The 12,115-nt window shown below is 63.8% G+C and carries 10 protein-coding genes; 7 read left to right on the forward strand and 3 right to left on the reverse strand.

The features are described 5' to 3' along the window. Window positions 1-39 precede the first annotated feature (39 nt). The 5 genes from ACVOLL_RS03250 (at window position 40) to ACVOLL_RS03270 (ending at window position 6,571) form a co-directional block, all read left to right on the forward strand. Complete coding sequence (locus ACVOLL_RS03250) at window positions 40-1,218, forward strand: phosphoglycerate kinase (protein WP_481511564.1); 1,179 nt, start codon at window positions 40-42, stop codon at window positions 1,216-1,218. After that, window positions 1,215-1,859 carry an HAD-IA family hydrolase gene (locus tag ACVOLL_RS03255; protein WP_481511565.1) on the forward strand — a complete coding sequence of 215 codons (645 nt, stop codon included), beginning with the start codon at window positions 1,215-1,217 and terminating at the stop codon, window positions 1,857-1,859. The genes ACVOLL_RS03250 and ACVOLL_RS03255 overlap by 4 nt, the downstream gene beginning before the upstream one ends. Before the next feature lie 542 nt (window positions 1,860-2,401). After that, the gene (gene pyk / locus ACVOLL_RS03260) at window positions 2,402-3,868 is read left to right on the forward strand and encodes a pyruvate kinase (RefSeq protein ID WP_481511566.1); all 1,467 of its coding nucleotides are present in this window, start codon (window positions 2,402-2,404) and stop codon (window positions 3,866-3,868) included. Between the two features lie 164 nt (window positions 3,869-4,032). Continuing rightward, window positions 4,033-5,037 (forward strand): class I fructose-bisphosphate aldolase, encoded by a 1,005-nt coding sequence (locus ACVOLL_RS03265; RefSeq protein ID WP_481511567.1) that lies wholly within the window; start codon window positions 4,033-4,035, stop codon window positions 5,035-5,037. Window positions 5,038-5,302: 265 nt separating this feature from the next. Beyond that, complete coding sequence (locus tag ACVOLL_RS03270) at window positions 5,303-6,571, forward strand: M1 family metallopeptidase (protein ID WP_481511568.1); 1,269 nt, start codon at window positions 5,303-5,305, stop codon at window positions 6,569-6,571. A 185-nt stretch (window positions 6,572-6,756) separates the two neighbouring features. On the opposite strand, the gene ACVOLL_RS03275 is transcribed toward ACVOLL_RS03270, so the two are convergent. The 3 genes from ACVOLL_RS03275 to cysG form a co-directional block, all read right to left on the reverse strand. Then, window positions 6,757-7,347: an O-acetyl-ADP-ribose deacetylase gene (locus ACVOLL_RS03275; protein WP_481511569.1), complete on the reverse strand. Its 591-nt coding sequence runs from the start codon at window positions 7,345-7,347 to the stop codon at window positions 6,757-6,759. 170 nt (window positions 7,348-7,517) lie between these two features. After that, window positions 7,518-8,477: a cysteine synthase A gene (gene cysK, locus ACVOLL_RS03280; RefSeq protein ID WP_481511570.1), complete on the reverse strand. Its 960-nt coding sequence runs from the start codon at window positions 8,475-8,477 to the stop codon at window positions 7,518-7,520. Window positions 8,478-8,497: 20 nt separating this feature from the next. After that, complete coding sequence (gene cysG / locus ACVOLL_RS03285) at window positions 8,498-9,949, reverse strand: siroheme synthase CysG (RefSeq protein ID WP_481511571.1); 1,452 nt, start codon at window positions 9,947-9,949, stop codon at window positions 8,498-8,500. Window positions 9,950-10,128: 179 nt separating this feature from the next. Here cysG and ACVOLL_RS03290 point away from each other — a divergent pair, with 179 nt between their 5' ends. Together ACVOLL_RS03290 and ACVOLL_RS03295 are read left to right on the forward strand one after the other, a co-directional pair. Then, complete coding sequence (locus tag ACVOLL_RS03290) at window positions 10,129-11,112, forward strand: LysR family transcriptional regulator (protein WP_481509618.1); 984 nt, start codon at window positions 10,129-10,131, stop codon at window positions 11,110-11,112. A gap of 496 nt (window positions 11,113-11,608) precedes the next feature. Continuing rightward, complete coding sequence (locus ACVOLL_RS03295; protein ID WP_481511572.1) at window positions 11,609-12,058, forward strand: DUF2946 family protein; 450 nt, start codon at window positions 11,609-11,611, stop codon at window positions 12,056-12,058. The last annotated feature ends 57 nt before the right edge of the window (window positions 12,059-12,115 follow it).

Genomic DNA, 12,115 nt, shown 5'->3' on the forward strand with positions numbered 1-12,115 from the left:
GAATTGCGGTTTCCCCTACTTTGCGGAGCTGATCCTGCCATGTCCATCGTTCGCATGACCGACCTCGACCTTTCCGGCAAGCGCGTACTGATCCGCCAGGATCTGAACGTGCCGATCGACGAGAGCGGCAAGATCACCTCCGAGCAGCGCATCACCGCGTCGCTGCCGACCCTGAAGCTGGCACTGGAGAAGGGCGCCGCTGTACTGGTGACCTCGCACCTGGGCCGTCCCAAGGAAGGCGTGTGGAGCGAAGCCGATTCACTGGCGCCGGTGGCCAAGCGTCTGTCCGAGCTGTTGGGCGTGGACGTGCCGCTGGTCAAGGACTGGGTGGACGGCGTCGATGTGGCCCCGGGCCAGATCGTGCTGCTGGAGAACTGCCGCATGAACGTGGGTGAGGGCAAGGACGATGAGGCCCTGTCGCAGAAGTACGCGGCGCTGTGCGACGTGTTCGTGATGGACGCCTTCGGTACCGCACACCGCGCTCAGGCCTCGACCCATGGCGTGATCCGCTTCGCTCCGATCGCTGCCGGCGGTCCGCTGCTGATGGCCGAGCTCGACGCGCTGGACAAGGCGCTGGCCAACCCGGCGCGCCCGCTGCTGGCGATTGTGGCCGGCTCCAAGGTCTCGACCAAGCTGGAACTGCTGTCCAGCCTGGTCAGCAAGGTCGATCAATTGATCGTTGGTGGCGGCATCGCCAACACCTTCATCGCGGCCGAAGGCCATGGCGTGGGCAAGTCGCTGGTCGAGAACGACCTGCTCGACACCGCGCGCAAGATCGATGCCGACGCCAAGGCACGCGGTGCCGAGATCCCGCTGCCGACCGACGTGGTGGTGGCACCGGCCTTCGCCGCCGATGCCCCGGCCACGGTCAAGGCGGTCGATGCGGTCGGCGCCGATGACATGATTCTGGATATCGGCCCGCAGACTGCCGCGCAGTACGCCGAGCTGATTGCCAAGGCCGGCACCGTGGTCTGGAACGGCCCGGTCGGCGTGTTCGAGTTCGATGCCTTCGGCAAGGGTACCGAAGCACTGGCCAAGGCCATCGCCAGCTCCAATGCATTCTCCATTGCCGGCGGTGGTGACACCCTGGCCGCGGTCGACAAGTACGGCATCGCCAAGCAGGTCAGCTACATCTCCACCGGCGGCGGCGCGTTCCTGGAGTTCCTGGAAGGCAAGACCTTGCCGGCGGTGGCGGCGCTGGAGGCTCGCGGCCAGTGAGCCGCGACGTCTTCTTTTTCGATCTCGACGGCACGCTGATTGATTCGGCCGTCGGCATCACTCGCTGCGTGGCTTTTGCACTGGAGCAGATGGAGCATCCGGTGCCGGGCGACGCCGAGCTGCGCAAGTGGATCGGCCCGGCGCTGCGTACCAGCTTCAAGCCCTTGTTTGGCGACGCCCTGCGCGTGGAGCGGGCGGTGGAGTTGTACCGCGAGCGTTTCGATGAGCACGGTTGGAAGGAGCACGACATCTACGCCGGTATCGGTGATGTCGTGCAGGGCCTGCACGCGGCCGGCCATCGGCTGGCCGTGGTCACCGCCAAGAACGAGCCGCATGCGCGGCGCATCGTCGAGCATCTGCCATTTGGTGGCTGCTTCGAGGACATCATCGGTGCGACCGAAGATGGTTCGCGCAGCCATAAGCCGGAGTTGATCGCCGAGGCCTTGCAGCGTCTGCAATTGCAGGCGCCGCAGTGCTGGATGATCGGCGACCGCCGCATGGACATCGAAGGCGCGCGTCACCACGGCATGCGCAATGTCGGTGTGTTGTGGGGCTTTGGTGGTCGTGAGGAGCTGGTTGCTGCCGGGGCTGGCGCGTTGGCGGCTACGCCGGATGAGTTGGCGGCGGTGTTGCGCGGTTGATTGAAACGCTTTGGTTTTCGCGGCTCCTGCAGCCGGAGCCGCGATGGTTCCAGTACACATAAAAAGCTGATTCGTCATTCCCGCGCAGGCGGGAATCGCTCTTGGCTTTTTGGCTTTGATGTTGATTGGGTACGAGCGGCGTAGTTCAAGGTGAAGAGCGGGGAGCGATTCCCGCCTGCGCGGGAATGACGATCTGAAGGGTCTCTGGGAAAGCCTCCTGGCCTTCGCTGCCCACCCGCTTCACTTGTCACCCGATGTCCCCGGCATGTCTCCACTGCCAACTTTCCTTGCTGCAAAGCAGCACAACTTCCCCTCCAGCCAACACGCAACAGCAACATCCGCGTGCTGAGCTATCACCCAGGCTTATCGACCTATGCAGGTCAGCTATAGGTCCCGCGTTGTCATACCGTACGGTATGTCCAGATCCGCTGTCTGGCCTGTCTTTGGGACACAGCAGAAAGTGTCGTATGAAATCGTATGCGACATCGTTGTCATGCAATGGATGTGCTACTTTCGGCGGTCTATTAGGGAGACCACGCACAATGATTGAACGTCAGCGCCGCACCAAGATCCTCGCCACCCTCGGGCCGGCAACTGACGCGCCGGGCGTGCTGGACGATCTGTTCCGCGCCGGTGTCAATGTTGTGCGTCTGAACTTCTCCCACGGTGATCCGTCCGGCCAGGCCAAGCGTGCCGCTGACGTGCGTGCCGCCGCCCAGCGCGTTGGTGTGGAAGTCGGCATCCTGGCTGACCTGCCGGGCCCGAAGATCCGCATCGAGCGTTTTGCCGAAGGCAAGATTTCGTTGAAGGCCGGCGACCGTTTCGACCTGATCGCCAGCACCTCGGCACCGGCCGGTGATACCAGCCAGGTGGGCGTGAGCTACCTCGGTCTGCCGCAGGACGTGGCGCCGGGCGACGTCCTGCTGCTCGACGATGGCCTGATGCAGCTGCAGGTCGTGGAAGTGCAGGGCGAGCGCATCATCAATACCGTGCTCAACGACGGCGTGCTGTCCGACCGAAAGGGTTTGAACAAGCAGGGCGGTGGCCTGTCGCTGGGTGCGCTGACCGAGCGCGACAAGGAGCTGATCGGCATCGTCGCCAAGATCGGCGTTGACTTCATCGCCGTCTCGTTCTGCCGCAATGCGCAGGATATGAATGACGCGCGCGCAATCGCCGAGTCGCACGGCTGCTACGCCGCGCTGGTGTCCAAGATCGAGCGCACCGAAGCCATCGAGAACCTGGAAGAGATCGTCGACGCCAGCGATGTGGTGATGGTGGCGCGTGGCGACCTGGGCGTGGAAATCGGCGACGCCGAACTGCCGGGCCTGCAGAAGAAGATCATCAAGGCCTCGCTGGCGCAGAACAAGGTGGTGATCACCGCCACCCAGATGCTGCAGTCGATGGTCGAAAGCCCGATCCCGACCCGCGCCGAAGTGCTGGACGTGGCCAACTCGGTCATCGACGGTACCGATGCGGTGATGCTGTCGGCCGAAACCGCGGCCGGTGCCTATCCGGTCAAGGCGGTCGAGGCGATGGCTCGCATCTGCCTGGGCGCCGAGCGCCAGTTTCAGACCGAGACCGACTTCAATGCCTCGCCGCGCAACCTGGAGCGTGCCGACCAGGCCATCGCCATGGGCACCATGTTCCTGGCCCAGCACGTGGGCGTGCGCGCGATCGTGGCAATGACCGAATCCGGTGGTACCGCCCGTTATCTATCGCGCTTCCGCGCCAAATCGCCGATCTACGCGGTCACCCGCCACGACGGTGCGCGCCGGCAGATGGCGCTGATGCGCGATGTGTTCCCGATCAACTTCGACAGCCGTGGCTTCACCCCGCGTGAAGCCGCGCGCGGCAGTATCCGCCTGCTGGTCGAATCCAACCTGCTGCAGGCGGGTGATCGCGTGGTGTTCACCAGTGGCGAGCACATGGAAACCCATGGCGCCACCAACACCTTGCGCCTGCTGGAAGTGGGTAACGACGGCCGCGCCAGCGGTCTGGGCGACCTGTAAGCGACGCCAGCAACAAGCCACCGCTCCGGTCAGAAGTTGATCGGAGCGGACAGGTTTTGTCCTGACCTGACAGCCTGAAACCGATTCCAGACCTTGCGGGCAGCCAGCCGGTGAGCGTGCCGGGCTATAATCCGGGTTTTCCCGCACGCTGTCACAGGAACCTCATGAGCATCGAACTGCTGGCTGAAACCGCCCAGGCCATGGTCGCCCCGGGCAAGGGCATCATCGCCATTGACGAATCCACCGGTACGATTGCCAAGCGCTTCGCAAGCGTCGGCATCGAGAACACGGAAGAAAACCGTCGTGCCTACCGCGAACTGCTGCTGACCACGCCGAAGCTCAACGAGCATATCTCCGGCGCGATCCTGTACGACGAAACCATCCGCCAGTCGACCAAGGACGGCGTGCCGTTCGCCAAGTACATGGCCGACCACGGCATGATCCCGGGCATCAAGGTTGACAAGGGTGCGCACCCGCTGGCCGGCTGCCCCGGTGAGCTGGTGACCGAAGGCCTGGACGGCCTGCGCGAGCGCCTGCAGGAGTACTACAAGCTGGGCGCGCGTTTCGCCAAGTGGCGTGCGGTGATCAATATCGGTGAAAACATGCCGTCGGGCACCTGCATCGAGTCCAACGCGCATGCGCTGGCCCGTTATGCCGCGCTGTGCCAGGAATGCGGCCTGGTGCCGATGGTTGAGCCGGAAGTGATCATGGACGGCGACCACGACATCGAGACCTGCTACGAAGTCACCGAAGCCACCCTGCGTTCGCTGTTCGACGCCCTGTACCAGCAGAACGTTGTGCTGGAAGGCACCATCCTGAAGGCTTCGATGGTCATCCCGGGCAAGACCTGCGACGAGCAGGTTGATGTCGAGGAAGTGGCCGAGTCCACCGTGATGTGCCTGAAGTCGACCGTGCCGGCGATCATGCCGGGCATCGTGTTCCTGTCTGGCGGCCAGAGCGATGAGCAGTCCACCGCGCACCTCAACGCCATGAACGAAGTGGGCACCCTGCCGTGGCCGCTGAGCTTCTCCTACGGCCGCGCCATGCAGCAGGCTGCATTGAAGCTGTGGGCCAAGGACATGAAGGGCAACTACGCCGCCGCACAGAAGACCGTGTACGAGCGCGCCAAGGAAAACGGCCTGGCTGCACAGGGCAAGTGGGAAGGCTGATACGCCAACCTGCGTGAGTTGAACAAAACGCCGGCCAGAAGCCGGCGTTTTGTTTTGCAGTGTTTTTGTAGGAGCGGCGTTAGCCGCGAAGCCACTGCAAACAAAGCCGCCAGGGTGGCTGCAATTGCATTCATTCCAGGCAGCCTGGGCATTTCCAGCTTCGCGGCTTACGCCGCTCCTACAAGCTCGGCGGCCTACAATCGGTTTTTTCCTCAGGGATGATCCGATGCAACGCAGAATCGCACTGGGACTGTTGGCATCGACCATGACCGTATCCGCCTTCGCTGCGGAGCCACGCGATTTCGATATCCTGCACTACGCAACCAGTTTGGATCTGGATATCGCCGCCGGTCAGCTGAAGGGTGAGACCCTGGTGCGCTTCGACGCCACGGCCCCACTGCATCAGCTGGTCCTGGACAGTGGTGAGCTGGTCGTCGATTCGGTTACGCAGAATGACAAGCCGCTCAGCTTCCAGCAGGCCGATGGAAAGCTGGCCATCAGCCTTGCAACAACGTTGATGGCGGGCCAGCAAAGCAGCGTGCGTCTGCACTACCGCGGCAAGCCGCGCTTTGGCCTGGAGTTCGCCGCCGAACGCAACGAGGTCTACACGATATTTTCCACCAGCCAATGGATGCCGTCGGTGGATGCGCCGGACGAGCGCGCTACGCTGCAGTTGGCGCTGCGCCTTCCTCGCGACCTGCATGCGACGGCGGTTGGCGATGAAATGCCATCGCGCCTGCTCGGTGATGGTCGCATCGAACACCGTTGGCAGCTGCGCAAACCAACGCCCGCGTTTGTCTATGGCTTTGCTGCCGGCCCTTATCAGCACGCACGGCAGGGGCACTTGCAGTTCTACTCGAAGGACCGCTCCGAGGCGGAACTGCGGCAGGTGTTCGCCGCCACCGACGACATGCTCGACTTCTTCGCCGCACGCGCAGGCCTGGCCTATGAAGGCGACTATCGGCAGGCGCTGGTCGCCAACACCATCGGCCAGGAAATGGCCGGTCTGTCGGTGATGTCGGAGGCCTATGGCAAAGGCGTGCTGGATGATCCCACCCAGACCGGCTTGATCGCCCACGAAGCTGCGCATCAATGGTGGGGTGTACGCGTGACCTGTGCCAGCTGGGAGCACTTCTGGCTCAACGAAGGCTTCGCCAACTTCATGACGGCGGCGTGGTTGCAGCAGGCGCAGGGCGAAGCCGCCTACCAGGCGATGGTGCAGGGCTGGGAGCAGCGGGTGTTGGCGCTGCGCGAGAAAGGGGCTGATCGGCCGTTGGTGTATCCGGATTGGAACAAACCCAGCGCTGATGATCGTGCGGTGGTCTACAAGAAGGGCGCGTATGTGCTGCACCGCTTGCGCATGGAATTGGGCGAGGAGCTGTTCTGGCGCGGACTGCGCGAGTACACGCAGGCCAATGATGGGCGCTCGGTGGTGACTACGGATTTCCAGCAGGCGATGGAGCGTGCGGCCGGGCGCTCACTGCAGGGGTTTTTTGATGCTTGGGTTTATGGGGTGAGTGGTGAAGTCGGGTGATTGGTTTGGCGCAAAGAGCTACCCCTCCCCAACCCTCCCCTTCGCTGCGCGAAAGGGAGAGGGCAAAAGCGCCTACCTGCGATCTGCCCGACCTGCACAAACAGCTCCCTCCCTTTGCCGCAGGCAAGGGGAGGGCTGGGGAGGGGTAGTTTTTGCTTTTGCTTGGCAGTTGAACAGCAAAAGCCTCAATGCGCAGGCGCGAACCCACCAGCAAACGACGCCAGCACCGGCCCCGCCTGCTCCTGCGCCGGCCCAGCGCTGGCCAAGGCCTGCTGATAGATCTTGAACGCCGCAGCGTTGTAAGCCACCAGCACGATCCGCGAAGGCCGCGCATGGCTCTTCTGCCAGGTCATGGTCTCGGTGGCGGCAATGACCGCCGCCTGGTGCAGCGGGTAGCCATAAACCCCGCAGCTGATCGCCGGGAACGCGATCGACTCCAGGCCCATCTGCTCGGCCAGCCGCAACGACTGCCAGTAGCAATTGGCCAATAGCGCAGCTTCATCATGGCGACCGTCGCGCCACACCGGGCCAACGGTATGGAACACATGCTTGGCCGGCAAATTGTGGCCGCCGGTGGCGCGCACTTCGCCGGTAGGGCAGCGCACGCCAGCACGCAGTTCGGGTAGTAGCTCGCATTCGCGCAGCAGGCCGGGGCCTGCGGCCTGATGGATTGCACCGTCCACGCCGCCGCCGCCAAGCAGGGTTTCATTGGCCGCGTTGACGATGACGTCAACAGCCAGTTCGGTGATGTCGCCCTGCCAAACTTCAATGTTCATGGCCGTGATCTTCCATTGCGATGTATGAGAAAGATGTGACGGCTACCGCCTAGCCGGACACAACTGCAGTCTGCGCCCATGGCGTCTCATCTGGCGCGATTCACGGGCACAGAAAAGCACGAAGGCCGCATAGGCGGCCTTCGCGTTGCTGACGGGTTAAGTAACGACTATTACGGAAGGCCGGCCAGCCAGTCGTCGTCGGAGCCGTCGTTGATGTCGGCGAACAGCGGCGTGGAGAAGTAGCGCTCGCCGGTGTCGGGCAGCATCGCCAGGATCACCGAGCCGGCCTCGGCAGTGGCGGCCACATCCAGGGCGCTGGCAACCGTGGCGCCGGAGGAGATGCCGACGAAGATGCCTTCCTCGGCAGCCAGACGGCGCGAGGTCTCAATCGCGCGCTCGTCCTGGACCGACAGCAACTGGTCGTAGACGTTGCGGTTGAGCACCTCCGGGACGAAGTCCGGGGTCCAGCCTTGGATCTTGTGCGGGGCGAAATCCTTGCCGGCCAATAGCGCGGCGCCGGCGGGCTCGGTGGCGATGATGCGGGTTTCCGGGCGGGCCAACTTAAGCACTTCGCCGACGCCGGTCAGGGTGCCGCCGGTGCCCCAGCCGCTGACGAAGTAGTCCAGGCGCTTGCCGGCGAAGTCGCGAAGGATCTCGGCGGCGGTGGTCTGGCGGTGATAGGCCGGATTGGCCGGGTTGGCGAACTGACTGGCCAAGAACCAGCCGTGCTGCTGGGCCAGCTCCTTGGCCTTGCGCACCATGCCGCTGCCACGCTCGGCGGCCGGGGTCAGGATGACCTTGGCGCCATAGGCGCGCATCAGCTTGCGGCGCTCGATGGAGAAGGTTTCCACCATGGTCGCCACGAATTTGTAGCCACGTGCGGCAGCCACCATCGCCAAGGCGACGCCGGTGTTGCCGGAGGTGGCTTCGACGATGGTGTCGCCGGGCTTGAGCAGGCCCTTCTTCTCGGCGTCGAGGATGATTGCCAGGGCCAGGCGGTCCTTGACCGAACCGGCCGGGTTGAACGACTCGACTTTGACGTAGATATCGACGCCAGCCGGGGCCAGGCGGTTGAGCTTGACCACCGGGGTATTGCCGATGGTGTCCAGGATGCTGTTGTACAGGGCCATTGAAATCTCCGGGGAGGTGGTCAGGCGGCGTCGGCCAGTGTGGGCGGTGCTGTCTTTGCGGAAAGTGAGGAAACAGTGGGCGTTGCGTGCAGCGGGGCATCGCCGAACCAATGCAGTTCATCGGCCAGCGCCGCCACGTCGCCGAGGATCAACAGCGCCGGTGACTTCACCAGGTGCTGGGCAGCGGCCTCGGGTAGCTGGCGCAGCTGCCCGCTGACCACCCGTTGGTCGGCGCGCGAGCCGTTTTCGATCAGGGCGAAGGGGGTACTGAGCGGCATTCCGGCAGCTAGCAGGTGGCTGCGGATCTGCGCCAGCGCGGCAACGCCCATGTAGAACACCAGGGTCTGTCGCGGTTCTGCCAGTGCTTTCCAGTCCAGCGTGTCCAGCGAGTCCTTGCAGTGCGCGGTGACCAGCCGCAGCTGCTGGGCGTGATCCCGGTGGGTCAGCGGAATACCGGCGTAAGCGGCGCAGGCCAGCGCGGCGGTGATGCCGGGCACCACTTCGAACGCGATGCCGTGGGCACGCAGGAACTGCAGCTCCTCGCCGCCACGGCCGAACACGAATGCATCGCCGCCCTTGAGCCGAACCACGCGCTTGCCGGCGCGGGCATGTTCCAGCATCAAGGCATGGATGTGCTCCTGCGCGGTGCTGCGGCCCTGTGCGGATTTGCCGACTTCGATGAAATCGGCATCACGACGGGCGAGCTGCAGCACCTCAGCACTGACCAGGCGATCATGCAGGATCACATCGGCCTGGTTGAGTGCGCGCAGGGCGTTGAGGGTGAGCAGGCCGGGGTCACCGGAGCCGGCACCCACCAGCACCACCGAGCCGGTATGGGCCGGGGCCTCGGCACCCATGTCCAGCAGCAGCTGGGTTTCGGCAGCGATCGATTGGCGTGCGCGCAGCAGGCCAAGCAATGGACCGTCGATCAGCCGGTCGAAGAAGCGGCGGCGCGAAGCCAGCTCGGGGAAGCGCTCGCGTATCAGCCCGCGCTTGCGGCTCACCAATTGCGCCAGTTGGCCCCAGGCCTGGTCAAACAGTTCTTCGATCTGGCGGCGCACATGCCGCGCCACCATTGGCGCACCGCCGCCGCTGGAAATGGCGATCTGAAGCGGCCCGCGTTCGACCACCGCCGGCACGTGGAAGCCGGACAGCGCCGCGTCGTCGACCACGTTGACGAACAATCGGCGTGCTTCGGCGGCCTCGGCTACCGCGCGGTTGATGATGATGTCGTCGGTGGCGGCGATCACCAGCCAGATCGCATGGTCCAGCCAGGCCGGATCAAACTGACCATTCAGCCATTGGACGCGGCTGGCATCGGCCAATTGCTGCAGCGTTGGGCTCAAGGCCGGTGCGCCGACCCGGGGCAGGGCCCCAGCACGCAGCAACGCCTCGGTTTTACGCTCGGCCACCGCGCCCCCGCCAACGACCAGCACGGCCCGACCTTTGAGGTCGGCAAACAGGGGGAACAAGGGGCTGTCCAAGGCGATGGCGGAGGTAGTCGGAGTAAGGACCGTGACCGTAGCGCCGGCCCCACAGCGCCGGAAATGAAAACCGTCCCGGGTCAGATAACTTTAGGTTATAAGTATCGAGACCGTTTTGGCCTACATTCTTCACAGTTCCTTACTGAAAATCTCTCTCCAACACTGCGATGACACTTACCCAACTGCGTTACCTCGTTGCTATTGCCGATGCCGAGCTGAACATCACGCTCGCCGCGACACGGGTGCATGCCACCCAGCCGGGGTTGTCGAAACAGCTCAAACAGCTTGAAGACGAGTTGGGTTTTCTGTTGTTCGTGAGAAAAGGAAGAAGCCTTGAATCGGTGACGCCTGCAGGCGAAGAAGTCATCAACCGTGCGCGCAGTGTGTTGGCCGAAGCCAACAACATTCGTACCTACGCTGCCAACCAACGTCGTGAGAGCCACGGCCAGCTGATCCTGACCACGACCCACACGCAGGCGCGCTTCGTGCTGCCACCAGCGGTTGCACGTATCAAGTTGGCGTATCCGCAGGTCAGCGTGCATCTGCAGCAGGCTGCTGAAAGTGATGCGCTGGATCTGCTGAGCCAGGGCGATGCCGATATCGCCATCATCAGTACTGCAGGTGGCGAACCGAGCACCGGTATTGCCGTGCCGCTGTATCGCTGGCGCAGATTGGTGCTGGTGCCCAAGGGCCATCCGCTGGATCGCGCCGGGGTAACGCCGGACATGGCCGCATTGGCCAGCCATCCCTTGATCAGCTACGAGTCTTCCACCCGCACCAGTTCATCACTGCGTCGCGCGTTCGCTGCGCTGGATCTGGAACCGGACCTGACCTTGACCGCGCTGGACGCGGACCTGATCAAGACCTATGTGCGCACCGGACTGGGCGTTGGCCTGCTCGCGGAAATGGCGGTAAGCGCCAACGACACCGACCTGCGCGCCTGGCCGGCACCGGCATCGATTCCCGAGTGCATCGCCTGGGCGGTGTTGCCGCGTGATCGCGTGCTGCGTGATTACGCCTTGGAACTGGTACACGTGCTTGCACCGCAGATCGACAAGCGTGATCTGCGCCGCGTGTTGGACGGCAACCAGCAGGCCGATTGGCCGGTACCGCCGACCTGGGAATCGTTGACGCAGACGATTACGGTTTAAACGAAGCATGTCACACGTAGTGCCGAGCCATGCTCGGCAGTGGCCTTCTTCGTAGACCGCACAGGATCTTGTAGGGGCGGCGCAAGCCGCGAAGCTGGTATTGCATCGGCTTGCAGCCATAGCCGTGATCTCATAGCCGCCAGCTTCGCGGCTTACGCCGCTCCCAAAAAATTCGGGATGTTGATGTGGCACCGTGCAGCAGCATTGGTAGAGCGGAGCCATGCTTCGCTGGGGCGCTGCCGACAGATCATGGTTGGGTTTGTGGGAGCGGCGTGAGCCGCGGAGCTGACGACGCATCCGAACGCAGCAATGCCCGCGATTCCATTAATGCCAGCTTCGCGGCTCACGCCGCTCCTACAACATCTGTTGTGCTGAGCCATTGCTTGGAAGGCCTCTGCCGAGCATGGCTCGGCACTACAGCGCGGCGGTCATGCGGCAAACGGTCGCACCCTGCGTGGCGACCCCATTGCTGCCATGCCGATAAAATGCGCGGGTCATGCGTTCGCTTCGCTTCCAATCCTTTGTGCTTGTGTTGGCCTTTGCTGCCGCCTTGTTGATGGCAGTGGCGCCGGTGGTCAGTCGTTGGCTGCAGTCCCAGCAGCTGCCGATGAGCGCAATGGGACATGCCGCGCATGAAGTCGCGATGCCGATGCCTGCCGATGCCCACGCCGGGCATCACGACATGCAGCACATGTCGCATGCGGCCCCTGCGCTGGCGGCGAACGACCTGAAGCCAACGCCGCCGACGGATCCGCACGCAGCCCATGGCGAAGCCTGCGACTACTGCACCATGGCCTCGCGCCTGCTGCCATGGCTGGCGGTCATCCTGATACTGGCGCCGTTGCTGTATCGGCTTGCGCCTGAATCCCCCCGCAAGACCCTTGTTCGCGCCAGCCTGCGCTGGCCTGCGCACCCGCCGCGTGGGCCACCGATGCTCTCCAGATAACGCCACCTTTCCTGTTTGCCGTGCGCTGCCGTTGGGCGGTGCGCGGACGTGTCGTAT

The sequence above is a fragment of the Stenotrophomonas sp. STEN035 genome, from assembly GCF_056759935.1.